This window comes from Streptomyces sp. NPDC017520 (genome assembly GCF_044329855.1).
Classification (GTDB): domain Bacteria; phylum Actinomycetota; class Actinomycetes; order Streptomycetales; family Streptomycetaceae; genus Streptomyces.
Map to the genome: position 1 here is coordinate 1 of NZ_JBIRKB010000023.1, position 24,704 is coordinate 24,704.

The window sequence follows — 24,704 nt, forward strand, 5'->3', positions numbered from 1 at the left end:
CCACCCCCACAACGACCCCCCACCCCACACCCCACCCCCCCCCCCCCCCCCCCCCCCCCCCACCCCCCCCCCCCCACACCACCCCCCCCCCCCCCCCCCCCCCCCCCCCCCCCCCGCCCCCCGGCGCGGCCCCGCCCCCCCCCCCCCCCCCCCCCCCCCCCCCCCCCCGCCGCAGGTCACCAGGGGAGAATTATGCGTGAACGCCGCTACCCCTCGGACATGACAGACCACGAGTGGGCGCTGATCGAACCGCTCCTTCCTCTGCCCGCTTGTGAGACCGCGCGGGGAGGCCGGCCGGAGAAGCACCCCCGTCGCGAGATCGTCGACGCGATTCGCTACGTCGTGGACACCGGCTGCAAATGGAGGGCCCTGCCTGCGGATTTCCCTCCATGAAGGACCGTTTGGGGGTTCATGGCCCGCTGGGCGGCGGCCGGGATCATCGGCCAGATCCGTGACGCACTGGCCGGGCAGATTCGCCGCGAGATGGGCAGAGGACCGAGAGCCGTCGCCACGATCATCGACTCCCAGTCGGTGAAAGCGGCATCGACCGTCGGGAAGGACAGCCGCGGTTACGAGGACTTCCTTGGCGGCGGCGGAGTCGTGCAGGTCTGCCGGGGTGGCCATGACCATCAGCGGCAGGCCTTTGGTGTCGACCACCACGTGGCGTTTGCGGCCATTAATCCTTTTCCCGGCGGGCGGTTCGGCGGCCAGCCGCCGAAGCCGTGTTACCTGTGTCGCCCCTTACGAGCTGGTGCGTGATTGCGGGTGAGGTGTTCTTGCTGGTGGGTGGCATGATCCGGTTGTGGCGATCATGGTCGGTCGGACGGTTCTCGCGCATCAGGTGTTCACGGGGGTCTCCCGGGGTCATCTCGCCTGCCTGGTTGAGGAGTTGGCCGATCCTTGGCAGGCCGTGGTCGAGGGCCGGCGTTACGAAGCTCGCGGCGGGGCCAGGAAGCGTGGGGCTGGAGCGGGTGTCCGGCATCGGTTGGTGTTCGTCGACCGGGTCGTGGCCACACTGATTCATCTGCGGCACGATTTGCCGCATGCAGCGTTGGGGCTGCTGTTCGGCGTCGACCGCTCCACGATCACCCGTGCGATCGGTGAGATACGAGGCCTGCTGGCCGAGCGGGGATGCGCGGTCCCAGACCGGCCCGGCCTGCGGCTGCGGACCCTGGCGGATGTGTTCGCATACGCCCAGGCTGAAGGCATCGAGCTGCGGCTGGACGCCACCGAAGTCCAGGTCCGCCGGCCCCCGGCCAGCCGCGGCGGACGCCGTTCCTTCGTCTCGGGGAAGAAGAAGCAGAACACGATGAAGGCCACCGTCATCGCCGACCATCAGGGCCGCACACTCTGGACCGACACCCTGCGACCAGGACGGATGCACGACGCGACCGCCGCACGCAATGAAGGCATCGGCACCTGTTTCCAGCACTTTCCCGACGTGGAAGTCCTCCTGGACGACGGCTACCTCGGACTCCGTCGCGACCACCCCGGCCAAGCGGTCACCCCGCCCAGGAAGGGGAACAAGATCAGCCCACCCGAGGTCCTCGAAGCCCGCCTACGAGCCCGACACCGGCACTCTTCAAAGCGCATCACCGTCGAACACGCCCTCGCCGACCACAAGCGCTGGAAGCAACTGACCCGCTGGACCCACCGCCGGGAGAACCTGCCCGCCACCTACCGGGCCATCGCCGGCCTCGTCTCCGACCGCAACACCACCGACTGACACAAAGCCCCAGGTCAGGTCAGGCACCCACGTCTCCAGCGCAATCACGCACCAGCTCGTAAAGCGGTGACGAGGACGCGGCGGAAGAACGGACGTCTCGGGCTCGCCACTCACGCCGTATACGCGGCCGCCGACGGCTAGTAGTGCTTCGTTAGGTTCTGTGTCTGCTCCGGTTGCGGGGCAGGGGGCGGTTGCAGGTGGTACAGGCGCCGGTCCAGCCCTTCAGCAGGTCTTGGAGGAGGTCCAGGACCTGGTAGAGGGTCAGGCCGGCGTGGGGACTTTTGGGTCGAGCCGCCTGAGGGTGAGGAAGGCTTGGGCGGCGGTGACGAGGGTGACGTGGTGGTGCCAGCCGCGCCAGGTGCGTCCCTCGAAGTGGTCCAGGCCCAAGCGTGCTTGAGCTCGCGGTAGTCGTTCGATGCGCCATCGCATCTTCGCCCACTGCACCAGGTCAGCGATGGGCGTCTCGGGAGGCAGGTTCGATATCCAGAAGTCCGTCTGGGCCTCCTGGCCGTCAGGCCCTTCCACCAGGACGGTGGAAGGGGGCAGGACTCCGTCCCACTGGTTGCGTCCGCCGCCTGCCGCTTGGGCGGCGGCCAGTGACTGTTTGCCCGCCGGCCGAACCGTCAGGACCGTGAACCGTGAGGTCATCGCCCCTTTGCTGCCCTGCCACCAGCCCACCTCGGTGAAGTGGCCGGTGCCAGCGGACCTGGTAGGCGTGCTGCCAGTGGATGAGTCGGCCTTCCCCTTTGCAGGTCGTGCAGGACCGTGCCGCCTTCTCGCTTGTCCTGGTGGCGCGGGCGGAACAGGGTCTACTCGCGCACCGTTGGTACGGAGTTGCTCTCGCGCCGGGCAGCGTCAGCGGGTTCCGGGGCGTCCGAGGGTTGCCCCGTTTGTTCCCATCGTCGGTGGGTGCGTTGTCGGCGGCGTTCCTGTTTCTCGCATTGCCAGCACAGCCAGGTGTCCGGGTAGGTGAGGACGGAGGTGTTTGAGCACGCCGGGGTTGCGCAGGTTGTTCGGGTTGCGGGCCCGTCATGAATGACGACCCGGTCTTCGGTTGCGGGGTTGAGGTCGTAGTCGGTGGGGCGCTCGGTCAGGACGTAGGCGTCGTGGCGCAGGGGGTGGAAAGGGACGAACTCACTGGGGACGTGGTCGGGCTGGGGTGAGTTGTGGTGCTCGGGGCAGTGCTGTTTCCACCAGCGGATGGCGATGTTGAAGTCGGCTACGTGCCAGGCCCAGATGGTTCCGCCGGTGAGGTTCAGGACCATCTGTCCCAGACGGCCGGTGGCTTGCTTCTCGTCGATGGAGACGGGTTCCCAGCGCCCTTCGCTCAGGTCGCAGACGGCGTTCTCGCACCGTTGTCCGGCCTGGCTGTCCCGGGCGATGCACTGCAGGTCTTCGATGGCGCAGGGGCCGATGCGGAGGGTGCCGCCGTAGGCGATCACGTGGCGGACCTGCTGTGTGCTCTCGGGTTCGGGGTTCTCGGCCTCCTCCTGCGCGACCGGTTCCACGTACGGGGTGAACTCGCCCTTCTCGATCGCCGTGCGCATTCGTACCGCGAGGACCTGGACGAGTTCCTGGATGTCCGGGGGGAGGTCGGGGTGGTCGACCGCGGGGCAGATGGCGGGGTGGGGGATGCGGCAGTAGTCGTTGGAGGCGTCCGTGCCGGGGTAGGCGATCCCGCGCTCGATGTGCCAGCGCATCTTCGGGGGGATGCGCCGGCTGGGGAACTCGTTGGTCAGCGGGATCTTCAGGGCGTCGTACCGCTCGAACCACTCGATGGGGGTGTTGCAGTACTTGCACCGGGACGCCCCGGCTTTCCGGAGGGTTCTGGTCTTGCTTGAGCGGTGGAGGTACATCGACATGACGGGTCGTCCGGATTCTGGCTCGCAGGTGTGCCTGTGCCAGGACAACGACGGCCAGGGGCCGGGGGTACGCGCCGTGCTCCGGTGGCAGGCCCGTATCTGTTCCGTCCGGCTGCGCGTGTTCAGGCGGTGGTGAGGCGCCAGGTCCGTACGGAGGGGCTGTCGGCCGGCGGGTCCTCCGTTACCTGCAACGGCCCGTGGGGCTGGCCGGCCCGGGCGGCGAGCCAGGCGTCCAGGTGCTCCGCGTGAGGCCTTTCCCCCAGGCGCGTGCGCGGCATGTAGGGCAGGAGTGTCGTGGTGGCCAGGAGCGTCTCGGAGGAGGCGGCCTCCTCGCTGAGGGCACGATTCTCGTTCCACTCCTGGAAGAACAGGCTCCAGACCCGGTCGGGGTTCACGTCCCGCTCGGCCTGCACCGGGACGGGCAGCGGCGCGGCGGGATCCGGGGCCTTGGGGCAGTTGAGAGAGTTCTTCTCGTCGCGCCAGGCCCATGAGCCCTCGGTGCTGTTGCCGTCCATGCGTTCTTCGAGGTGAACACCGCAGTGGCGGCAGGGACGGGCCCGCAGGGAGCGCGGGTTGCACCGCGGGCAGTCCTTGCGGTCTGCGGTCACACGGCGGCCGGGGCTGGAGCAGGTCCCGCACCAGTCGGCAGGCAGTGGCTGATGATCGCCCGGGTAGATCGCCACGGGCTGCCCGGCCAGTCGCATGACGGCCGCCGCCGCCGCCAGCTGGGCATAGGCGACAGCGGCGTCGAACCGGCCGCCTTCAGCATGCTGTGCCGCCGTGGCGAAGTACGTCTCGCTGTCCACCCGTTCCTCCTGGAGATGCCCGGTAGCCGCACGGTTCCGGCGGCACGGTGCTAACGAGCTGCTCGCCGCCGGGGTTCTGGCCTGCGGAGTACCGGGCGGAGGCATTCGAGGGGAGTGCCTCCTTCTCGCGGTGGTGGTGCTCGGAAAGGCCGGCGCCGGGTTCGGGGAACGCACGGCGGGACAGCGCCCGCAGCGCGGCAGTCTGCCGCTCCACCGCCTTGGCGATGTGCGGGTCCACCCGGGACGGCCGGGCAGCGTGGCGGAGCGCGGCTACCGCGCGACGGTAACCGTCCGGCGGCGTCCGACGCTCCACCGGCGAGGCTGCTGACGCGGTCGGCTGGGAAGCTGGGGCTGTGGCCGCCGTGGCGGGACCGTCCTTGACGGCTGCGGGCGCCAGGACGTGCACCGAGCGGACGTGCGTGCCCGGGACCTTCTCGTTGACCGCCGCGATCAGGTTCGGTGTGCTCCAGCGCAGCTTCGTGCCGACTGCCGGGGCGTCGGGGACGACGTCCAGGCGGCCGGTGTCCGTGTCGAACGCCACGGCCTTGACCCGTCCGGTGATCTCGGGCACGGTCGCGGCGAGGATGGTGTCGAACCGGGCGAGGACGCTGCCGCCGGCGGCTGGGCCGCTCATACCGCGCTCGGCCATCATCATGCCGATCGCCGCGCCGAGCCCGAGCGGTCCGCGTCCGCCACGCGGTACGACGGTGCTGGTGCGCCGCTTCGGCTTCTGGCGGGTGGCGCCGTTCTTCTTCGCCGCCTGCCGGGCCGCGATCAGGGCCTGGCGCGCGAGGTCCACGCCGCTCAGTTCCGTGGTCATGCGGTCACCGTCCCGGTTGTGTCGCCCGCCAGCGGCCGCGCGGCAAGTTCGGGCAGCCGGTCCGTCCACAGCGCGGAACCGGTCTGCTCGATCCGGGCGGCGGCCTGCTCGCGCAGCTGCTCCAGCCGTACCGCCAGCAGGTACTGCGCGGTGCGCTCCCTCGCGGTCTCGGCGGCCTTCGTCGCCGCGGCGATGGCATCCGCGCCGTTCGGGTTGTGCCGGAACCAGCGCCGTCCCTGCTCGGTCCGGTAGGCCCGGCGGGCCTCCGCTTCGGCTTCCTCGGTCTGCCTGAGCCGCCCGAGCGCGCTGACGCGGAACTCCGGCAGCGCCTGCTCCACCGCCTGGAGTGCGCAGAAGGCCAGCGCGGACGCCGCTGAGACCGGGTCCGCGTCCAGCTCGTTTGGCTCCATCAGGTCCATGAACGCGCCGCGGGCTTGCGCGATGCTGTCCGCCAGCGACGCCCGGACGTCGGCGGCGACGGCGGCGACGGCGTCCTGGTCGTCGAGGTCGGCGGCCCAGGTCGCAGCAACAAGTGTGGTCTCCGCGACCAAGGCATCGGTCCGCCGCCGGTAGCCGCATGCCTCGCACAGCCCAGCGGCCTGCTCCTGTCCGCAGTCCTCACACGGCAGGGCCTGGCGTACCGCGTCGGCGGCGGCCGCAGCCTGGCGCTCGTGTTCCGCCCGCTGTGCCGCTGCCGCACGAGCCGCGCAGGAGCGGGCCTTCTCCGTCCGGGCCTGCTCCTGCCGCCGCACCAGGTCCTCCGCCTCGGCAGCAGTGTGCTCGCGCAGCCGTTCCTCGAGGATCCGCCGGCGCTCGCCGTCGCCCAGGTGGGGCAGTTCCCGTTCGATCTGCGCTGCGGTCTTCGCCCGCCGGGCCCGCCGGATGTGGACCACGTTGCCGCAGTTCTCGCACTCACCGCCGGTGTCCAGGCGGGTGCCGTCGTCGCACCGCCGGTCCGAGCACGACGGCCGCCGCACCAGACCCCGGCCGGTAAGCCACCCGAACGGCTTTCTGATCAGGGCCTCGCCGCCGGTTTCCTCCAGGCGGTCGGTGAGCCGGTCGGCCAGCAGCTGCGGCGCACCACCCGGCACCGCAAGCAGGCCCTTCAAGCTGGCCAGCTCCGCCTTCACGGCTTCCTCGACACGGTTCTGCTGCCAGCCGGACAGCCGCTCCCACAGCCAGGAGACCGGCCCCAGGGCAACCCGCAGACCAAGATCAGCCGGGAGGCCCACCCTCCGCTGCTGCTGCGCCTTTCCACCGCTCACAGCCTTCAGCCGGCCACCGGCGCCAGCCCCGGCGCGGCTCTGTTCCACCCGCTCATCGACCGGGGACTCCTTCGGCTTTTCCCCGCGGAGCGGGCCGACCTCGGCTACCGGAGACCTGCTTCCGGCAGCGTCGGGTTCGCCGTCCACGGCCTGGTCCTCGCCCGCGCCCGCGCGCTCCGGCCGACGGCCCTCACCCCCACGGCCTTCGCCGGAAAAGCCACCAGAGAGCGAGAGATCAACGACGGGAGCAACTAGGTGAGGGTGATCAGTGTGAAGGGTTGCCGCAACATCGGGCTCTGCAACATCCGCCTCATCCGTCACCAGCACGCCGCTGACCTGCGATTCCGGCTCCGGCTCCGGCTCCGGAACAGGCCCTGCCGTAACATCGGGGTCTGAAAACTCGGGCTCCAGGGCCTCCGCACGGTCCTCCTGGACGGCGTCGGCGACGGTGCGGCCGTGCGCGGCGGCGACCGCCGGAACCATCAGCCGCGACCGGTTCGGCATCCCCGAGCCCGTCCGCAGACGCACCCGGAGCACCAGCTCCAGATCCTCCAGGCGCTCCAGTACCCGCTCCCCCGCCGACGCCGTGCACCCCAGCAGCCGGGCCACCGTCACCGCAGGCCGACCACGCTTGGTGTCCACCGTCCCGCCGACCAGCCGCACCCGCCCCGTCTCCCGAGCCTCCAGCACCAGCAGCAGCAGCGCCAGGCGCTCCGTCGCCGCGCCGCGACCGGTACGCGTACCGAGCAGCCCGGCCGGAGTGACCCGGCCGCCCCGGTGCCTCCACCCCGGCCCCATCACGGCCTGCATCAGCCGCTTCAGCGTCACGTACTCCTTCTTCACCAGCCTCAGCGGGTGCCCGAGCACACCCTGCGCCTCCCACAGCGGCTGAACCTCGCACTTCAGACCGGCGTCCTGGCCGTAGTCGCCCTCCGCCGTCTCCACCAACACCACACCCGAGCGGCGCAGCGCCGGTACCACGACAGAGGCCGTGTACGACCTGGACATCCCGATCCACCGGCCCAGCTCCGAGGTATGGATCTCCACCACACCCGTCTCCGACGGCGTCCGCGACGCCAGCACCAGCACCGCCAGACGCACCGCGTCGAGCGCACCGTCCAGACCGCCAGCACCCAGCAGCCCATGCACCACAGCCCGCAGCCTCGCCCGCGTACGACGTCCCAGCGCCATCGCGGGACCCGGCACCGCAGACCTCACCGGACCGGCCTGCAAGGGGAGAGGCCCGAAACGCGAGCGCGCACCGCGCTGCACCGACCGAAGCCGGGCCCGCGGATGCCTGAACGAGGCCTCGTCGACCGAGTCGTCGACGTCCTCATGCAGCGGGTGGTCCAGCACGGCGGTCGACGCCGCGCCCGCGCTCACAGGGCACCGCCGTTATACGGGGTGACTGACCGGTATGCCGCCGAATACCTCTGCGGCACACACGGGGCAAAGCGTGACGAATCGACTGCCGATCCCGTCACACGGGACGATCCGGACGACCAAACCCGTCCGAAACGGGCGGGGGTCCGCTTTCCATAAACAGGGAGATCAGGCACTATGACGGGGACACCAACTTCATATCGGAAGCTCAGACCGTGACCAGCCCCCTTGCGGGACCGGCCACGATCACGTGGACCCCCGAGCCCGACGACCTGCTAAGGCCACCGGAACCCGGGGTGAAACGACACCAACTTCGACTTCGGCGGCCCCCTGCCAGGGACCTCTTGAAGCTCGGTGGTTGTTGGCCCGGGCCTCGAAGGCCTCCCTGCCAGGGGAAGCCCTTGAAGCCCGTGCAGCTCCGATCGCCTGCCAGGGCGACCGAAGGGTGTGCTTTGGAGAAAGACCCAGCTCAGTGAGCTGGAGCCTGGAGCCGGGTGTGAACCGGAGACCAGGCGGCCGACCTCCTGGTCGGCGCGATGGGCCGCGCGAGGCCGAAGTGGATTCCCGTCCACCTCACTGGCGCGCGCGGCCGATGACCTAGGTCATCCCGACCCCCTCGATACCGAAGGCGGAGTCGGTCTGCCCGAAGGCGGCGCACCTGACGGTGTGACCGCGAGGGTGAAACGGCGTAGCTGCGCGTGTAGTTCCACGCGGGCGGGTACGCTGCATTCCGCGATCACCTCCCTTTCAGGTGCATCGTCCGGCGAGGCAGAGCCTCGTTCGAGAAGCCCCAGGTGACCCGTCCCGGTCCCTGGGGTTCTCGCGTTATGGATCATGTCTGCGCACAGCCTAACCGCACTACCCGACAGAACTGCCGGACGCATTCGCACAAATTCCTCAGCACCACGAATGCCGCTACCGCCTGACGGGAAGCCCGCAGCGAATTGCCTGCCGTAAGGGAGCATCACTGGCCACCTCGCAAATCGCGAAGATGAGCGATGAACTCCTGTGCGTCAGAAGAGCTTTCATGGTTCGTCTGGAGGGCGCGGCCCAGGTCGCTGGCCACCATCGCGAGCGACGGCAGCGATTTCCGCTCCCCCGCCAGGGCCCGTTCCCCGTACGCGAGCGCCGTGTCCAGGTCGCCCTCGCGAGCGGCGACCACGCCGAGCGTCACTCGGGCCTCCGCGATGCGCATGGGCGACCGCTCGGTCCCGTCGAAGTCCGTGCCGGACCGGATGACCTCATTCGCCAGCTGACCAGCGAGCCGGAGATCGCCGCCGACCTGACGCAGCGCATCCATGCGGTAGAAGTCGTATTTCGCGGGGTCCACCACGAAGTGATTCTCGATGTTTTCTGGATAGGGCAGGAGTTCGAGGATCTGACGGCCTTTGTCGAGCGCGACTTCGGTCTGCGACCGATCACCCATTCGCGCCCACGCCTTTGCCTTCTGCGCGTACAACTGCGCGGCAACGCTCTCGGTCGGCGCCACGGCGATGCCGGCCTCCGCGGCCGCGATGACACCGCGATAGTCCCCCCGCGTCAGCGCGAACCACGCCCGCATCTCGTGCGCCCACCCCTGCACGCTCAGCTCCCCGGCCTCCTGGCCGAGCATCAGCGCGGCCTGCCGGGTCGCCTCCGCATCACGGGGCCGGCCGGAGTCGTACTCGACACAGCCCACCAGGAGCGACAGCTTCCCGGCGAGCGCGATGATCTCGCGGTGCTGCGCGAGGCTGACCCGCTGGTGCTGGAGACCGACAACCCGTGCGAGCCACGCCTTGCCCTCCAGGAGCAGCTGGTCGGCGGGCATGTACGCGTACTCGCAGCACAGCCGGTCCGCCGTGATCCTCAGCGCGTCCAGCGTCGCCACGTCCACGTCCGATGCCCGCAGCCGCGCGATGATGTCCACGGTGTCCATGCCGCTGACCTGCAAAATCTCGGACCGTCCGTCACGACGGCCCCGCTCAGGGAAAAAGGCGCCCGTCGTCGTGTTGAAGACGCCGGCGATGGCGGACCGGTACTTCGTCGGCTGAGAGTCGCCGCGCTCCCAGCGCTTCCACTGGCGAAGGAGGTCGTGCTCGCTGACCTCTTGGTCGTCGGGGAGCCGAACCATCAGAGCGCGTACTGCGTCGGACTGCGACCAGTCGCGTGCCGCGCGCTCTTCGACCATCCGGCGCGCCCAGTCGGGACGTTCATCCATCGCGCTTCCCCTTCCCCGTACGGTCCAGCGGCGCAGCCTGCCCGACAGGGTGATGCCCGAGGGGCGGCTGGCCCTTCTGCGGCCGAGCATGGCACGGCCCCTTGATCGCGCGGAGGTGACAAGTGGCGGTGACATTTCGAATGTCACCGGCTGATGTCACTTTCCGCAGCCGCAGTACCCGAGCACGGTCATGGTCATCAAGTGTCGGGAGCTGCGGGTGGGAGGTAGAAGTCAATGGAGGCCGCCCCCTGTGGAAGGACGTGCGCGGCGCAGCTCCGCGAGAACGTACTCGGGGCTACCGTCGTAGACGATGTGCGGCTCATCGTCGGTCGGCGGGGAGAAGCGGCCTGCGTGCCGGAGGAGGTCTTCCTCGCTGAACTCGATGCTGTTCGCGTCGACCAGCGACTGCTCGTTCCTCTTTCGGATCCGATCCCAGCGCACCTCGTGCGGAAGCGGCAGGTAGATGAGGACCGGCTCGCCGCCAGCCTCCAACGCGGTGGCTGCCCACAGTGCTCGCTCCTCGGGCGTCCAGAATCCGTGGTCGATTACCGTGTCGTGTCCGGCTGCCAGGAGTTCCTTGAGCTCAAGGGCTATGTCCTTGAGTACGGGTGCCTCCCTGACCAAGAACTCGCCGCGAGGGAAATCCCTGCCGTAGTGGCCGTAGCGGCGGAAGACCTCCTCGTCAGGACAGAGGCGACGGAACCCGGCTCCCTCCAGGGCGCGGGCGAGGGTCGTCTTGCCGGCACCCTGCAGACCGGACATGAGGATCGCGCGAGGCGCGGGGCCCGGTCGGCCGGACAGGGCGGCGGAGATGCGCACGATCTCGAATCTTCCTTTCAGGGGCAGAGTGTCGGTGTGCTTCTGGTGCAGCAGCACACCGAGGCGGCGCTCAAGGCAGTTCAGGAGGGTGTCGTCCAGGAGTTCCGTTCCAGGTGTAGTCACCGGAGGGTCTCCGAAGTGGTCTTCCGGGTGCGGCCGGGGGCCCCCAGGTCAACGCCGTACTCCAGCAGTTCGCCGTCGGCGTCCAGGAAGCGCGCGGTCAGCACAAGGATCGCCGCGACGGTTCCGGCCTCCAACTCCAGGAGCTCAAGGTCCTGTCGTGTAGCGATGCGGGCTTTCTCTTCATCCTCGCGCTTGACGACGTGGCGTCCCGTGGCCCGAGCGATCAGGTCCAACGAGAGGCCGCCCTTGAGCCGCTTGCTTCGGGCCAGCTCCGGTACAAACTGGGCGAATTCGGCCGGGATCCACGAGGTGGAGTGGGAGACAACACCATGACCGTCCCGGTAGACACGGCTACGGCGAATGACGTCTTCACCAGGCGAAATGCGGAGCACGTGAGCGACGTCTTCGGGAGCCTCGACTATGCCAGCGGTGTGGCCGGACGACTTCTCGCCGGCCCCCCACGACGACTGCGTCTTGCTGCTGCGGTCGTGGCGTTCCGCCCCGGAGGACAGCGAGATCGGGCGCGCCATCACCTCGGTGCCGACTCCCGCGATGCCCTTGACGAGATTCTCTTCGCGCAGCAGTCGCATCGCTCGGTCTGCGGTAGCTGTGCTGACGCCCCATTGAGTCGCCAGCGTCTTGATGCTGGGCAGAAGGTCGCCCGGCGAGAGCTCACCAGAGCTGATCAGGTCGCGGTAGTGGCCCGCGATCCGGGCGTATGGCGGCCGATTGTCGGCTCGTGGTGGCCCTGTCATGTGCCTTCGCCTCCTTCAAATTGCCTCTGGGTGCCTCACTATACCGCTTGACACCTGAGGATACCTGATGCAACCTGATGTATGTAAGTCGCCGGTGATCCTCCGGGAGCACCGAGTGCGCACCACCGCAGGACCGTAGGAAGTCGTCCGCCTCGTAAGAGGGGGCCGGGGTTGATGGCACCAACAAATCCCCCGGGTTCTCGACTCTCTACTGCACGTCGCAGCGCTATGCGCTGTCCGTCCGCCAGGAAGCCGGGGTCACCCGCGCGACCTGACGGGCGGAGAGAGCACCGCGACGCAGCCCCTCCCCCTTTCGCACATGAGGAGATCCCGCATGTCCATCACCGCCGCGGTGCCCACCGCCAAGGAACGCCCCCGCCGGACCCGCACGAAGCGGGTCAGCACCCTTCCCCCCATCAAGCTCTCCCGGCTCCTGCCCTCACACATCGACCTCCGCAACCCGCTCAAGGCCGTCCTGGTCTGCGAGGACTGCGAGACCTGGGTGCCGATCACCGGCATGCAGAGCAAGGTCCAGAAGCTGGTCCCGCACCACACCGGCAAGGCCCACGTCGCCGCCGCTCTCCACTGCCGGAGCAGCAACCGCCAGGTCGAGTTCGACATGACGATCCCCGAGTGGCGCCACGCCCTGACCGACGCCGGCACGGAAGCCTCCAGCCGCCAGGCCACCGCAGTGCTGCCCAAGGCATGCAGCCCGCAGACCGACCGGACCCTGCGCGGGCGCAGCGTGCGGGGGGCGGTCGGACGCCGCGCCGAGTGGGCCGCCGCCCTCTACCGTGTGCGGCAGGCCGACCAGCTGCGCCGTACGGTTCCGCAGGGCGCGCACCCTGCCGAGGGCCCCGAGGTCCCCATCGACCACCTGGTCCCCCGCCAGGCTGCCGAGCAGCCGGAAGCGGGCCCGCTCACGTGCGAGCGCTGCGGCACCAGCGAGTCCAGCCTCGTCGACGCGGTCCCTGCCGGATGGTGCCGGATCACTCGCCGAGCTCACTGCGGACGCTGCGCCGGCCGCTTCCCGGCCTGGACGCGCATCCCGTTCTGACCGCGGGTTCCCGACGACGAACGACCGAGGCCCCGGCCGACCTGATCACTCGGGTCGGCCGGGGCCTCGGCTGCTCGTACGACCAGCCGAGTTGACCTCCAACATGAAGGGACAGCCGCATGAAGCTGCCGTTTGTACGACGCGCCACCGCCGACGCGTTGCGCGACAAGCTCGCCCGTGCCGCGAACGAGATCGCCGCCCAGGCCGCGAGCGTCGAGGCGAAGGACGGCGAGGTGGTGCGCCTGACTGGTGAACTGAATGAGGCACGTCTCGCCCGGGAGGCGGCGATGGCCGCGTACGAGGTTGCCAACTCCCGGGCGAATGGTGCCCAGGTGCAGGTGAATGAGCTGCAGACCCGCCTTCGGGTTCTTCAGGAGCAGTCGGGCGCGGGTGAGCCCGACGTGGGTGAGCCCGTTATGGAGGACAGGGACTACGCCTTCACCTTCCTCAACCTCGTGCTTCCGCAGTTCGCCAACGTCATCGCGCAGAACGACGGGGTCCTCCCGGACGACCATTACGAGGCCCTGTCGAACTACGTGAAGGGTGCTTCGCGGTACGGCCTGAACGATGCCGAGGTCGAGGAGATCCGAGTCCGGCACGGCCTTCCCATGCCGGTCTTCCAGAGGGCGAAGGCCTTCGTGCCTCGCAGACTTCCGGCCGGCGCTGCTTGACTCGGCCCGCACGAACGACCACGGCCCCGGTCACCCCGAGTTCGTCAGGGTGACCTGGGCCGTGGCTGCTCGTACAGCAGTCGACTCCCCAAATGGGGAGTGATCGCGACAGCCCATGGGATTGCAGCCCTCGGACTGTCCAGGACCTGACTCGGAGGACCTGATGCAGCTCAGCATGACACGCACGATCCCGACTCCGTCGTCCGGCATCTACGACGACATGGAGGACGCCGACAACAAGAAGGGTCCGGAGCGCGACGAGACCGACCGCTGCTTCCGTGAGCTCGTGGAACAGCTGGTGGCCGACGGCGACGACCGTGCCGCCGCGGCCGGCCGCCGGGCGCGGTGCACGCTCCAGGACGTGGCACCCGGCCACGTCCGTCAGCCGGTGCTGATCCTGCACCGGCCGGTGATGGGGCAGTGCCCGCTCTGTCTCCGGTTCAACTGCGGTGGGCACGACTGCCCGCCCGGCGTCACCGCGCTGGACGAGCAGGGCCACAAGGACCTGAGCGACAAGGTGGGGAAGCAGAACGAGCGCAGCGAGAACCCCTACCCGAAGTAGTGGCCGCTCTCATACGCGCCGCCCGGACCGCGCAGCACCTCGCGGTCCGGGCCCTGGCCGCGCACGGCCTGGCCCACCCGCTCACCCTCGTCCTCCTGGCGGCCGCCTCCACGACGGCCGCCAGGGCGTGGGAGGCCGGCCACCGCGTGACGGACATCCACCCCGCCAACACGGCGAGCAGCCCGGGAGCCAACTCCCCGGGCTGCTCCGCACACACCCTCGGGAGCCCTTGATGCAGACCACCATCGTCACGACCCCCAACGCGCCCTCCACCGACGCGCCCGCCCTGTCGTTCCGCGCGGCGTGCGCCGACGAGGACCCCGAGCTGTTCTTTCCCATCGGCAACACCGGTCCGGCCCTGCTCCAGATCGAGGAAGCCAAGGCCGTCTGCCGTCGCTGCCCGTTGATGGAGACCTGCCTCCAGGGCGCCCTGGAGCGCGGCGAGCACCACGGGGTGTGGGGCGGCACCGACGAGGAAGACCGGCGCCGCATGAAGCGCCGGGCCGCCCGCCGCCGTACTGCCTGATCCGCTCTGGCGGTTGCCTGATCCGCTCGCATCGGCCGCTGTACCACGGCGGCCGGGACGAGCGGTGACGGGGAGCCGGACAGCCCGGACCGATAGTCGAGGGAGGCCCCCATGGCCACGACGATCACCACGCTCCAGCCCGGCACGGAAGCCGCGGCCCAGGCCACCGCGTTCGCGATCTTCGGCAGTGACATCCCGCCGATCGACCCGGAGGACTACAGCGGCAGCTGGCGCACCACCCTCCTCGTCATCGCGGATGAGTGGGTGGGCGAGGGCCGCTTCGAGCGGCATGCCGCCCGTACCGCGGCCGCGATCAACGAACTGTTCGCCACCCAGCAGCGGCACGGTGTCGGTTCGCCCCAGGCGCTTGCCGACGGCGACGCGCTCGGGCCGCTGATCGACCGGTGCCGTCACTTCGGCATCACCACCGCCGACCTTCGCCGCCACGGCGCGCAGCTTCCCGAGAGCTGACGCCGGTTTCGTGCCCGCCCGGCGGGAGCCGCTCTGAGTTTCGGGCCCGCCCCGCGCCGTTTCGCGAGCACACCCGCCCGCCCTCCGGGCCGCCGGCCTTTTCGGGCGGCCGGAGCGGGTAGAGCGGGTGTCCGGTTCGCAGGTAACCGTCCGCACGACTGGCCGTTTCGGGAACGCCTTACCGCGTTTCGGGAGCGGCCCCCGCCGTTTCGCGCACGCCCGAACGACCCCCTTCGGAGGTTCTCATGACGATCACCGACTGGCCGCGAACCGCGGCCGAGCCCGACCTTGAATCGGCTTCACCGGCCGCCGTTTCGGGAGCACCCGCGCCGGTTTCGCAGACGCCCGCCCTCGTTTCGGGGACGGGAGAGTTCGTTTCGGAGACGGAAAACGGAACCGGAACACAGTCCTCCGTCGCGAGGCTGACCGGTACTCAGAAGTGGGCTGCCGGAGCGATCGTCGTGTTCGCGCTCGCGCTCGCGGGCATCGGCCTCTACCTCTCCTTCGAGCACGTCGCCCAGTTCGCTCACAAGGAGCTGCGCTTCGGCTCGCTGGGCAAGGGCCAGCTGTTCGCGGTCGGAGTCGACGTCGGCATCATGGTGATGATCGCGGTCGACCTGCTGATGGCGTGGCTCAAGCGCCCCATCAGCTGGATCCGCTACCCGGTGTGGCTGCTGACCGCCGCGACCGTCGTGCTCAACGCCGCGTCCGGCGCCCCCGAGGAGCGGGCGTGGCAGCTGGTGGACTACGTCGCCGCCGGCGCGCACGGCGTCGTGCCGATTCTGTTCATCACGGTGGTGGAGCTGGGCCGCGACGCGATCGACCGCGTTGTCCGCCCTGACCAGGCCGAACGTGACTCGATTCCGTGGCTCCGCTGGGTCCTGGCCCCTATCGCCACCTGCCGGATCTTCCGCCGGATGCGGCTGTGGGGTGTCACCTCCTACCCGGAGATGACCCGCCGCGACCAGGAGCTCATCGCGTACGAGCAGTGGCTGAAGCGCAAGTACGACGGGGACCTCTCCCAGGCCAGCGAGGACGAGCTGCTGCCGATGAAGATGGCCCCGTACGGCTACACCGTCGCCCAGGCCCTGGCCATGCCCGACCAGCAGGACCAGGCAGCTCAGGAGCGTGCGGAGGAGGCCGAGCGGCGCCGCTTGGACGCGGAGACGCGCAGCGAGGTCGCCCAGGCGGAGTCCGCCGCCGAGCGGCTGCGCGCCAAGGGCAAGGTGGAGCTGGTCCAGGCCGAGGTCGACGGTCAGACCGGTCAGGCCCGCGCCCACGCCCGAGCCCAGGTCAGCGCGGCAGAGACGGCGGCCGCGCTGGAGCAGAAGGCGTTGGAGAACGCGGTGGTCGCCGAAGCCCGCGCCCGTGAGGCGGAGGCGGAGCGCACGGAGGCCGAGGAGCGCAGGGCCGCGGCTGCCGCCGACCTGGAGAAGGCCGGCCTGGAGCGCAAGGCCGCCGAGCAGCGCAAGGCAGCGGCCGAGGCAGACGCTGTCGCCGCGGCGGAGGCCGGGGCGATCGAGACCGAGCGGATCGCGCTGGCACGCAAGGCGACGGCTGCCGCCGACCTGGACGCGGCCGAGCTGGAGCGCCGGGCGGCCCAGAAGCGGAAGGAAGCTGCGGAGGCCGACAGGGTTGCCGTCGCGGAGGCGCAGGCCATCGAGACCCAGGCCGTCGCCGAAGCCCGCAGGGCCGCCGCCGAAGCCGATCGGGTCGCTGCCGAAACGGAAGCGGCTGCTGCCGAAACGCGGCGGGCTGCTGCCGAAACGGCGCGTCTGGAGGCGGAGGAGCGGCGGCAGGCGGAGGCCGTTCTCGCCGACGCCGCGCGAGCCAAGGAAGAGGCAGCCGAAGCCGAGAAGGCTGCTGCCGAAACGCGGCGGGCCGCTGCCGAAATCGAGCGGTCCGCGGTCGAAGCCGAGGACATCGCGCGGCTCAAGCCGCGCGAGCGGGGGCTGCGCAAGGTCGCCCGGATGATCCTCGCCGTCGGCGGCGACGCCGAACGGCTGCCGCTCGCCGACATCCAGCACGAGCTGCTGCTCAACTCCCCCGGCACCGCCTCCGAGTACCGCGCCGAAGCAGCCCAGCTGCTGGCCGACGGCTACGTACCGGGGCAGTGACCTGCACAAACAGGCCGTTCGACGGTTCCACCGGCCCCCGAGACGAATCCAGCGCCTCGGGGACGCGGTGAAGGCGCCGTAACGCCACCCAAAGCCTCCCAGATCGCCCCCGCCCCCAGAAGGAGAACCCCCTCATGGATATCAACGCCCTGTTCACGGACGAGGGCCTGCGGAATTTCACCGCGACCGTCCGCGACCAGCACGTCCGTGACGCCCAGCAGTACGGGCAGATCGCGGACATCGTGCGCCGCCGCCTGGAGCAGACGCCGATCGAGGGTGACCGCTGGCTGTCCAAGAGGCTGCGGGCCTGGAAGGTCGCGCGGCAGCTCAAGGCCATGCAGAAGGCGTCCGGCGAGGCCGCGAGCAAGGCCGAGGCCCTGTACGCGACCTACGTCAACGAGGTCCTGGAGCTCCCGCAGCGCAGGGCAACGGCGGAGGCCAAGCGCCTGGAGCGCAAGAACGGCCGCCAGGCCGCCGTCGGCGCGGCCGTCGCGGGCTCGCTGAACAAGACGGTGACCGCGCTCAACACCCCCCAGGAGCAGCCCGCGGGCCAGGTTCCGCAGGCGAGGCCGGCGGAGTTCGTGGCCCCGGAGAGCCCCTTCGAGCAGTGGCCGATGGCGGCCGGCGGTGAGCGGCCGACCAGCACGATCAACGACTACTTCGCCAAGGGAGAAGGGCAGTGACGACGCCTCGGCAGACGCAAAACCGCGCGAAGCACTGGAACGGACGGATTGCGGAGGCCGAGACCGAGAAGGAGCGGGCCGGGGTCTGGTACGACGCGTGCCGGACCCTGGCCCGCCAGGCGGAGCGCGACGGCAAGCCGGATGTGTGGCGCAAGCTTACCGCCACGCTGCACGACTTCTACAAGCACAACGGAGGGTGACGAAGTTCTTCTTCTTCACCGCCTCCTACTCGCTGCCCGGAGCACCCCAAGGCGCGCGCGTGTCGTGCGCGCGCGAGGGTGCCCCAGGCGGTGACCGTCTGTCAACTCCGAGAGGGAGACGTCATGGCCGACGACGACGGCCCCAACAACGTGATCAACTTCCCCCGTGTGGGCTACACCGCCCCCGCCGACCCCCCGGCGGAACCTCCCGCGCAGGTCCCCGCCGACGTGCCGTTCGCGGCCCCTGCGGACCCCGCCCCGGCCACTGCGGAGCCGTTTGCACTCGTGACGCGGACCGACCCGATGGATGTCATCGCGGCCCTTCCGGACCCCGGTCAGGGTGCGCCGTTCTCCGCCGCTCCGGGGGCCGCAGCGGCCCCCCGAGCGGCGGGTGCGGTGGTCCCGGCGACCTTCCGTTCGGAGGGTGCCTCGGCGGCATCGCCGCCGGGCCTGGGGTCGCTGTCGCTGGCGGCGATCCTCGCGGTGTCCCTCGCGGCGATGCGCGGGATTCACTCCAGCATTGCCTCGGGGCGGGCCAGCCGGGAGCAGCGTGAGGCGGTCGCGAAGACAGCGAGCAGCGGCAAGGACGGCGCCTCCAAGGACGGTTCGAAGAAGCCGGTGCCGTCCGGGCCCGAGTACGGCCGCAAGGCCCTCCAGAGCGGCTCTGGCGGCTCGTCAGGGCGGTCCGGCAGCGGCGGTCCAGGCCGGTCCGGGCGGGGCGGCAGCGGGACGCACAGCGGCTCCGGTGGACGGGGGCGCGGCGGGTCGACGACCAAGTCACCCAGCGGTTCCGGCAGCGGTTCCGGCGGTGGGCGCGGACGCGGTTCGGGCTCCGGCTCGGGCGGCGGCGGCCGCACCAACTCCCCCACCAAGAACGGCTCCGGCTCGGGCGGCGGCGGCCGCACCAAGTCGCCCTCCAAGAACGGCTCCGGGATTACCCCGCTCAAGCGCAGCTCGCAGGGCGGCGGGGGCGGCCTTAAGAAGAACCGCAACTCCGGTCCGGGCGGGTCGGGTAGCTCCGGCAAAGGCCCGAACAGCAGCGGTGGGGGCGGCGGGAAGAACCGCGGCCCCGGCGGCGGTGGCGGGTCCTCCGGCGGTGGCTCGCTCCTGAACCGCAAGCGCGGCCCCGGCAACACCGGGGCCGGAGCCGGCGGCTCGTCGCCCGGCCCGAAGAAGCACGGACCGGGCTCCGGCAAGACCACGGGGCCCAACCCCGGTAAGAGCTCGGGCGGGAAGACCACGCCGACCACGAAGGGCCCCACCAAGGGCACGGACCCCGGCAAGGGCACGGGTGGGAAGACCACGCCCGGAGCGTCCAGCTCGAAAGGGTCGGGTACCGGCAAGGGAACCGGGGCTGGCCCCAAGAGCGGCAAGAAGAAGTCGCCGCGCGGGACGACCGGCCCGGCCGGGATCCTGCGCAAGAAGCCCGGCACCACCACCCCCGGCACCGGCCCGAAAACGAAGCCGAAGGGGAAGGGCGGCAGCGGATCGGGCCCCACCACGGCCCCCGGCAGCAAGCGCGGCGGGAAGAAGAGCAAGCCCCGCTCCGGCAAGGGCGGGACCGGCCCGGCCTCGGTGCCCAAGGCGCCGGGCGGGAAGTCCCGCAAGGGCAAGAAGCAGGTACTGACGCCGGGCATCGCGCACGGCACGTTCGCGTCATCGGTGAAGCAGGACTGCCGCTGCCGCGCCTGCCGCCGCTTCAAGAAGGAGTACAGCCGCAAGGTCACCGCGGCGATGAAGTCCGCCGCCCGGGGCCGGACCACCTTCGGCGAGGCCGTGCACGAGACCGCCGAGAAGCGGCTCAAGCGCCGCCGCAAGAAGATGGGCCCGCCCATCGTCACGAAGGTCAAGGTCAGGAAGCCGAAGAAGAAGTCCGGCCCGAAGACCAAGACCACCAAGCCCGGCAGCACCAAGCCCGCCGGTCCCGCTGGGAAAGCACCCTCCGGGCCCGCAGCGAAGGCACCGTCGGGTCCGGCCGCGAAGGCACCGGCCCGCCGCACGTCCTGGTCCACGGCCAAGGCGCGGGCCCGCAAGCGAGCACGGATGCGCACCACCACGGTCCCCACGCCGACGACCGGTACCACCGCCCCGCCCGTGCCACCGGTCCCGCCCGGCCCGCCCGGCTCTCCGGCAGCTACTCCGGCCCCGGCCGGCGCGGCTGCCGCGCCCGGCGGGGCGGCCACCGCCCCGTCACCGCCGCCGGGAACACCTGGTCCTGCGGCAGTGGCACCGGCCCCGCCCGCCGCACCTGCCGGACCCAGTACGGGCCCGGCCTCGGTGGGCGGGGGCACGGTGCCGGGCACCGGTCAGCAGCGCCTGACGCCGTTCGAGGCGATGGGCATGGCGACGGCGGTGCCCGCCCAGGCCGGGCCGGTCACGGTCGAGCGGGCCGACTCCCCCGAACCCAGCCCGGCGACGTCCGGCGCGGGCGGCCCCGCCGACAACCCGAGCACGAAGGAGAACAGCGTGAGCACTGCCCCCGACACCCGCGACAGCTGGCTGGCCCAGTGGGGCAGCGGCGGCATCGCGGACATGGACGCCCAGCACGAGACGGAGGTGACCCTCGACGACTCCCTCGACGTCCTCGAGGAGCTCACCGCGCAGTCGTTCAAGGCGCACGAGACCTGCAACAAGCTGTCCATGAAGGCCCGGCAGATCCGGTACGAGCTCGAGGACCTCGCCGTCGACCTGCGCTCCACGCACAACGTCATCGGCCGCCTGACCGGCGCCGCGATGGCGAAGCTCGCGGAGTCCATGGAGCTGCTGGCCCGCAAGGCCGACGAGATGGCCGCCAAGTCCCTGATGGCCGCCGAGCTCTCCGAGAGTGCGGAGAACGCCATGTTCGACGCCTACCGGCCGCTCCAGCAGGCCACCGAGGACACCGGCCTGGCCGTACCCGCCGCCCGCGTCCACAACCAGAACTGAACTGAGAGGAGATCAGCACGTGAGCGACAACCTCCCGGCCATCCCGGGCATGAACCACGGCGTCGCCAGCAGCACCGGCGGTACGGGCGGCCCCCTCGGCTTCCTCGCCCTCGCGGGCCGGACCGCGAAGCTCGCCGCCTCCGCCCTCTTCCTCAAGGAGGGCATGCACCTGCTCCGCTCCCACATGCAGGCCAATTCCACCGCAGCCCTGCGCCTGGCGGAGATGTGCGGCCAGGCCGAAGTCGAGCCCCGCTTCACCTCGATGATCGAGGACGTCTCCACCGCCCTCACCGGCGTCGCGGAGGCCTCCGGCGACATGGTGAACGCCGCCGACTCCGTCGATAACGACGCCCGCGGCTTCAACAACGCCCACGAGAGCGAGTACCGCCCCGGCTACGAAGCCTCCAACGGCTCCGGAGTCCAGCAGGCCAAGCCCGGCTTCTACCGGCGCACCGGCCGCCGCCACTAACCCCAACCCACCCACCGCAGCCGAGGGGCCGCGCCCACACCGGCGGCCCCTGGCTGCGCCCTGCCCAGATACGGAGGCTGTGTTGAGCACCACCGACCAGGCGGCACCGGCCGTCGACACCACCAAGTCCGTCCCCGGCCACGTCATCTACCGGCGCGTCCTGGCCGAACGCACCTCCTACGCCCTCGCCGCCGCCGGGATGGCCGTCGGCCCGCAGCTGGACGACAGCGCCTGGTCCTACCTCGCCTCCGGCGGCATCGGACTGGGCACCCTGGCCTGGCTGTACGCGAAGACGAAGAACGCCGACCACGGCCTGGGCGCCATCACCCGGGCGCAGCGCGCGATCCCCTTCCTCACGGCCGCCGGCACCTACGTGGCGAACCTGATCACCCCGGGATTCAACTGGTGGGAGATCGTCGACGCCGCCGCCTGGGCCGGTCTGATGGGCTGGATGGCGCCGCTCACCCGCAGCGCCGGCCTGGTCCTGGACCTCACCGAGAACCAGACACAGCCCGGCACCGGCACCGGCCTTGCTCCCCGGGAGCTGACGTACACCGAGTTCCTCGCCGCGAAGTGGCAGCAGGCCACCGGCGACGGCACCCGGCTCGTCTCCATCGCCCCGTACCGCACCGACCGGCCCGACTTCGAAGCCGTCGTCGTCGCCCAGGCCGGGAAGGCCGTACCCACCTTCACCGACGTGCAGCTCGCTGCCGCGTTCGACTTCCCCGTCGGCACGGTGAAGATGCGGCCCGTTCAGGGCTCGGGGCCCGGCCGGATGCGAGTGGTCGCCCGACCCACCTCCGAGGACACCGAGGCCGTAGCCGAAGGCATCCGCGGCCTGTGGGAGACCGCGGTCGCCGCCCCGGGCAAGGCCGCCCCCGGCGTCGACCTGATCGACCACCGGGCCGAGAAAGACCGCATCGTGCTCCTGGTCGCCTCCCCGCCAGGCAAGACGATCTACCTGCCGCACACGGCGATCTGCTCCGCCTTCGGCATCGACGACCCCTCCCGCCTCGTCATCGAGACCGACGGCATCCGCCAGGGCGTCGTCTCCGTCTACAAGACGAATCCCTTGATGAAGGTCCGCAAGGCCACCGTCGAAGACCTGACGATGGACTTCAAAGGGCGGGTCACCATTGGCGTCTGCCACGACGGCAAGCCCGCCCGGATGCGTCTGTGGGACCCGAGCCAGGGAGCGCTGCGCGGCATCACCGCCGGCGTCACCGGCGCGGGCAAGTCCGTTCTCCAGAACCTGATCCTCGCCGCGGAGAAGCGCTCCGGCGTCGTCTCCTGGGTCGGCGACGTCCAGGGCGGCATGTCCCTCCCGGAGGCGGAAGGCAAGGTCGACTGGTTCGCCAAGGGCCCGGTCGAGACGCTCCTGATGCTCACGGCCGCGCACGCGGTCATGAAGTACCGCGAGCGGCTGTCCAACGAGATGGGGCGCGGCGATTTCGCGCTGGGCAAGCCGTGGCCGCTCATCAACATCACGCTGGACGAGATCAACCGGCTGCTGTCCCACCCGGACGAAGCGATGCGCAAGGCCACCGCCTACCTCATCGCCGACATCCAGAAGACCGGCCGCAAGGTCGGTATCGGCATCCGGCTCGCCGTGCAGTCCCTGCACCTCAAGGACCTCGGTGACGACGACGCGATCCGCCAGCAGGGCAAGGTCGGAGCTTTGTTCCTCATGCGCACCGCGAGTTCGTCCACCAAGGAGATGGGCCTGGACGGCATCGCCCCGGCCGGGTTCCAGATGGAGAACATCCCCGCCCGGATCTACGAGAACGGGCAGATCGAAGCGCTGTTCTCCGGCAAGGACGACGAAGACGGCGAGAGTACGGCCGGAATGGCGTACATGTTCCTCGACGGGCGGGCGAAGTTCATGCGCACGTTCTTCGCCGAGAAGGTCGACGGGGTCTACCCGGACCTGATCGCCCTGTACGGCGAGGAGCCGGCGAACGGACTCACCCCCGGCGAGGCGGCCGCCGCGCAGGCCAAGGTCGGCCTCTACGACCTGCGGCACACCAACCCGTACGCCGACTGCGACACCCTCGCCCAGGCGTTCTCCGACGCCCCCGGCAGCACCCCGGCGGCCAGCACTCCGGCCCCCGCAACCGGCACCGATAGTGACGGTGACGGCAGCAGCGAAGCCTCTGCACCTGCTCCCTTCGGGGCGCCGTTCGCGGACATCCCGTTCGGCCTCGACAACGACCCCGGCGAGGAGCCCGGCCTCCAGGACCAGATCCTCGAACTCCTCGCGGACGGGCCCAAGCCGCTCAAGGACCTGCGCGCCGCGCTGCCCGACTTTCAGCCCTCCAGCGTCAGCAACGCCTGCTCCCAGCTCAAGGCGAAGGGCCTGGCCACCACGCGCAAGCGCGGCGTCTGGCAGCTCACCGACAGCTGACCCGCACCCACCAACCCCACCTCACCGAAGGAAACGAACCGTGGCCCTGTCGATCTCCCTGGTCGTCCTGCTCGGCATCATCGTCGTCATCCTCGTCCGCACCGGCTACCAGCGGATCCTGCCGGGCATCGCAGTCTGCCTGTTCGGCTTCTTCCTGGCCGGCACCGGCATCGCCCCCACGGTCAACAGCGCCGTTTCCTCCCTCACCGGTTGGATCGGAAGCTTCTGACCAGCCCCAATCCCCTCCCCCTCGCGCCCTCCCCGCCCACCGGGCGGGGAGGGCGCCCCGCTTCCCCCCTCGAACCGGAGATCACCGTGGACTTCGAGCCCATCACCCGCCCGCTCACCGACGCCGAAGCCAGGGCCGAAGCCGAGCGGATCATCACCCAGTCCTTCCAGCCCGAGACGCCCGTGCGGCACTTCCCGACGTCCTTCCGCGACCCCACACCGCCGCCCGCGTACGGCGACACCCCGCCCGTCCATCAGGACGACAAGCGGATCGTCCCGGCCTGGGCGGCCGGGATTGCGGTCGCCTCCATCGGCGTCGGCGCGGGTATCACCGGAATCGGCTGCGGGGCCTGGCTCGTACTCCAGGGCCTGGCCTCCGTCACGCTCTACGGCGTCCTGATGGTGACCCTGCCGTTCGCGGGCCTCGCGATGGTCGCCACCGCCATCGGCGGCGCGGTCAGCAAGGCCCGCCAGTCGGTGTCCAAGACGGTCTACGAGGGCCCGGTCGTGCAGAACACGCAGATCAACAGCACCAGCAACCAGCGGGGGGTGTTCTCCCGCACCCGCAACGACGTCCGCTGAACTCCGGGCGCCCTGCCTCGCATCCGATACCGCCCGCCTGCCGGGCCTCGGGT

At 70.6% G+C, this 24,704-nt stretch carries 22 protein-coding genes and 3 pseudogenes; 16 read left to right on the forward strand and 9 right to left on the reverse strand.

The window, feature by feature from the left end:
- Positions 1-192: 192 nt before the first annotated feature.
- Positions 193-576, forward strand: a pseudogene (locus tag ACH4KB_RS34195) (transposase); the annotation flags it as partial.
- On the opposite strand, the pseudogene ACH4KB_RS34200 reads toward ACH4KB_RS34195, so the two are convergent.
- A pseudogene (locus tag ACH4KB_RS34200) lies at positions 574-693 on the reverse strand (transposase); the annotation flags it as partial. The pseudogenes ACH4KB_RS34195 and ACH4KB_RS34200 sit on opposite strands and share 3 nt — an antisense overlap.
- 118 nt (positions 694-811) lie before the next feature.
- On the opposite strand from ACH4KB_RS34200, the gene ACH4KB_RS34205 reads away from it, so the two are divergent.
- The gene (locus tag ACH4KB_RS34205; protein WP_398070562.1) at positions 812-1,726 is read left to right on the forward strand and encodes a transposase family protein; all 915 of its coding nucleotides are present in this window, start codon (positions 812-814) and stop codon (positions 1,724-1,726) included.
- A 261-nt stretch (positions 1,727-1,987) separates the two neighbouring features.
- Here ACH4KB_RS34205 and ACH4KB_RS34210 read toward each other — a convergent pair.
- The 8 genes and pseudogenes from ACH4KB_RS34210 to ACH4KB_RS34245 form a co-directional block, all read right to left on the reverse strand.
- Positions 1,988-2,419 (reverse strand): annotated as a pseudogene (locus tag ACH4KB_RS34210) (IS701 family transposase); the annotation flags it as partial.
- Positions 2,420-2,535: 116 nt separating this feature from the next.
- Positions 2,536-3,588 carry a DUF6083 domain-containing protein gene (locus ACH4KB_RS34215; RefSeq protein WP_398070376.1) on the reverse strand — a complete coding sequence of 351 codons (1,053 nt, stop codon included), beginning with the start codon at positions 3,586-3,588 and terminating at the stop codon, positions 2,536-2,538.
- A 122-nt stretch (positions 3,589-3,710) separates the two neighbouring features.
- Positions 3,711-4,394 carry a hypothetical protein gene (locus tag ACH4KB_RS34220; protein ID WP_398070378.1) on the reverse strand — a complete coding sequence of 228 codons (684 nt, stop codon included), beginning with the start codon at positions 4,392-4,394 and terminating at the stop codon, positions 3,711-3,713.
- On the reverse strand, positions 4,351-5,214 hold the full coding sequence (locus ACH4KB_RS34225; protein ID WP_398070380.1) for a DUF721 domain-containing protein: 864 nt from the start codon (positions 5,212-5,214) through the stop codon (positions 4,351-4,353). Before ACH4KB_RS34225 ends, ACH4KB_RS34220 begins: the two co-directional genes overlap by 44 nt.
- Positions 5,211-7,487 carry a hypothetical protein gene (locus tag ACH4KB_RS34230; RefSeq protein ID WP_398070564.1) on the reverse strand — a complete coding sequence of 759 codons (2,277 nt, stop codon included), beginning with the start codon at positions 7,485-7,487 and terminating at the stop codon, positions 5,211-5,213. Before ACH4KB_RS34230 ends, ACH4KB_RS34225 begins: the two co-directional genes overlap by 4 nt.
- Before the next feature lie 1,339 nt (positions 7,488-8,826).
- Positions 8,827-10,029 carry an XRE family transcriptional regulator gene (locus ACH4KB_RS34235; RefSeq protein WP_398070382.1) on the reverse strand — a complete coding sequence of 401 codons (1,203 nt, stop codon included), beginning with the start codon at positions 10,027-10,029 and terminating at the stop codon, positions 8,827-8,829.
- Positions 10,030-10,290: 261 nt separating this feature from the next.
- Positions 10,291-11,001: an AAA family ATPase gene (locus ACH4KB_RS34240; RefSeq protein WP_398070384.1), complete on the reverse strand. Its 711-nt coding sequence runs from the start codon at positions 10,999-11,001 to the stop codon at positions 10,291-10,293.
- Positions 10,998-11,756 (reverse strand): GntR family transcriptional regulator, encoded by a 759-nt coding sequence (locus tag ACH4KB_RS34245; RefSeq protein ID WP_398070385.1) that lies wholly within the window; start codon positions 11,754-11,756, stop codon positions 10,998-11,000. Before ACH4KB_RS34245 ends, ACH4KB_RS34240 begins: the two co-directional genes overlap by 4 nt.
- A 334-nt stretch (positions 11,757-12,090) precedes the next feature.
- On the opposite strand from ACH4KB_RS34245, the gene ACH4KB_RS34250 reads away from it, so the two are divergent.
- The 14 genes from ACH4KB_RS34250 to ACH4KB_RS34315 all read left to right on the forward strand — a co-directional run bounded on the left by ACH4KB_RS34250 (position 12,091) and on the right by ACH4KB_RS34315 (position 24,651).
- Positions 12,091-12,813, forward strand: coding sequence for a hypothetical protein (locus ACH4KB_RS34250; RefSeq protein ID WP_398070387.1), 723 nt, complete (start codon positions 12,091-12,093; stop codon positions 12,811-12,813).
- A gap of 119 nt (positions 12,814-12,932) precedes the next feature.
- On the forward strand, positions 12,933-13,484 hold the full coding sequence (locus ACH4KB_RS34255) for a hypothetical protein (protein ID WP_398070389.1): 552 nt from the start codon (positions 12,933-12,935) through the stop codon (positions 13,482-13,484).
- Positions 13,485-13,659: 175 nt separating this feature from the next.
- Positions 13,660-14,046, forward strand: coding sequence for a hypothetical protein (locus ACH4KB_RS34260; RefSeq protein ID WP_398070391.1), 387 nt, complete (start codon positions 13,660-13,662; stop codon positions 14,044-14,046).
- The gene (locus ACH4KB_RS34265; protein WP_398070393.1) at positions 14,046-14,279 is read left to right on the forward strand and encodes a hypothetical protein; all 234 of its coding nucleotides are present in this window, start codon (positions 14,046-14,048) and stop codon (positions 14,277-14,279) included. Before ACH4KB_RS34260 ends, ACH4KB_RS34265 begins: the two co-directional genes overlap by 1 nt.
- Positions 14,279-14,572, forward strand: coding sequence for a WhiB family transcriptional regulator (locus ACH4KB_RS34270; RefSeq protein ID WP_398070395.1), 294 nt, complete (start codon positions 14,279-14,281; stop codon positions 14,570-14,572). Before ACH4KB_RS34265 ends, ACH4KB_RS34270 begins: the two co-directional genes overlap by 1 nt.
- 111 nt (positions 14,573-14,683) lie before the next feature.
- Positions 14,684-15,043: a hypothetical protein gene (locus tag ACH4KB_RS34275; RefSeq protein WP_398070397.1), complete on the forward strand. Its 360-nt coding sequence runs from the start codon at positions 14,684-14,686 to the stop codon at positions 15,041-15,043.
- Between the two features lie 461 nt (positions 15,044-15,504).
- Positions 15,505-17,160, forward strand: a complete 1,656-nt coding sequence (locus tag ACH4KB_RS34280; protein WP_398070399.1) for a DUF2637 domain-containing protein — start codon at positions 15,505-15,507, stop codon at positions 17,158-17,160.
- Positions 17,161-17,294: 134 nt separating this feature from the next.
- A complete protein-coding gene (locus tag ACH4KB_RS34285) occupies positions 17,295-17,843 on the forward strand; it encodes a hypothetical protein (RefSeq protein ID WP_398070400.1) in 549 nt (182 codons plus the stop codon).
- Complete coding sequence (locus ACH4KB_RS34290; RefSeq protein ID WP_398070402.1) at positions 17,840-18,043, forward strand: hypothetical protein; 204 nt, start codon at positions 17,840-17,842, stop codon at positions 18,041-18,043. Before ACH4KB_RS34285 ends, ACH4KB_RS34290 begins: the two co-directional genes overlap by 4 nt.
- A 123-nt stretch (positions 18,044-18,166) precedes the next feature.
- A complete protein-coding gene (locus ACH4KB_RS34295) occupies positions 18,167-20,968 on the forward strand; it encodes a hypothetical protein (protein WP_398070404.1) in 2,802 nt (933 codons plus the stop codon).
- Between the two features lie 19 nt (positions 20,969-20,987).
- Positions 20,988-21,437: a conjugal transfer protein TraB gene (locus tag ACH4KB_RS34300; protein ID WP_190010179.1), complete on the forward strand. Its 450-nt coding sequence runs from the start codon at positions 20,988-20,990 to the stop codon at positions 21,435-21,437.
- A gap of 82 nt (positions 21,438-21,519) precedes the next feature.
- The gene (locus ACH4KB_RS34305; protein ID WP_398070406.1) at positions 21,520-23,841 is read left to right on the forward strand and encodes a hypothetical protein; all 2,322 of its coding nucleotides are present in this window, start codon (positions 21,520-21,522) and stop codon (positions 23,839-23,841) included.
- Between the two features lie 40 nt (positions 23,842-23,881).
- A complete protein-coding gene (locus ACH4KB_RS34310) occupies positions 23,882-24,070 on the forward strand; it encodes a hypothetical protein (protein ID WP_398070408.1) in 189 nt (62 codons plus the stop codon).
- 86 nt (positions 24,071-24,156) lie between these two features.
- Positions 24,157-24,651: a hypothetical protein gene (locus ACH4KB_RS34315; protein WP_398070410.1), complete on the forward strand. Its 495-nt coding sequence runs from the start codon at positions 24,157-24,159 to the stop codon at positions 24,649-24,651.
- The last annotated feature ends 53 nt before the right edge of the window (positions 24,652-24,704 follow it).

Coding starts and splice junctions, on each gene's coding strand:
- ACH4KB_RS34260 (WP_398070391.1), top strand. CDS start 13,660: ATGACACGCACGATCCCGACTCCGTCGTCCGGCATCTACGACGACATG.
- ACH4KB_RS34235 (WP_398070382.1), bottom strand. CDS start 10,029: ATGGTCGAAGAGCGCGCGGCACGCGACTGGTCGCAGTCCGACGCAGTA.
- ACH4KB_RS34295 (WP_398070404.1), top strand. CDS start 18,167: ATGGCCGACGACGACGGCCCCAACAACGTGATCAACTTCCCCCGTGTG.
- ACH4KB_RS34230 (WP_398070564.1), bottom strand. CDS start 7,487: ATGTCCAGGTCGTACACGGCCTCTGTCGTGGTACCGGCGCTGCGCCGC.
- ACH4KB_RS34250 (WP_398070387.1), top strand. CDS start 12,091: ATGTCCATCACCGCCGCGGTGCCCACCGCCAAGGAACGCCCCCGCCGG.
- ACH4KB_RS34205 (WP_398070562.1), top strand. CDS start 812: ATGGTCGGTCGGACGGTTCTCGCGCATCAGGTGTTCACGGGGGTCTCC.
- ACH4KB_RS34255 (WP_398070389.1), top strand. CDS start 12,933: ATGAAGCTGCCGTTTGTACGACGCGCCACCGCCGACGCGTTGCGCGAC.
- ACH4KB_RS34275 (WP_398070397.1), top strand. CDS start 14,684: ATGGCCACGACGATCACCACGCTCCAGCCCGGCACGGAAGCCGCGGCC.
- ACH4KB_RS34270 (WP_398070395.1), top strand. CDS start 14,279: ATGCAGACCACCATCGTCACGACCCCCAACGCGCCCTCCACCGACGCG.
- ACH4KB_RS34215 (WP_398070376.1), bottom strand. CDS start 3,588: ATGTCGATGTACCTCCACCGCTCAAGCAAGACCAGAACCCTCCGGAAA.
- ACH4KB_RS34245 (WP_398070385.1), bottom strand. CDS start 11,756: ATGACAGGGCCACCACGAGCCGACAATCGGCCGCCATACGCCCGGATC.
- ACH4KB_RS34285 (WP_398070400.1), top strand. CDS start 17,295: ATGGATATCAACGCCCTGTTCACGGACGAGGGCCTGCGGAATTTCACC.
- ACH4KB_RS34225 (WP_398070380.1), bottom strand. CDS start 5,214: ATGACCACGGAACTGAGCGGCGTGGACCTCGCGCGCCAGGCCCTGATC.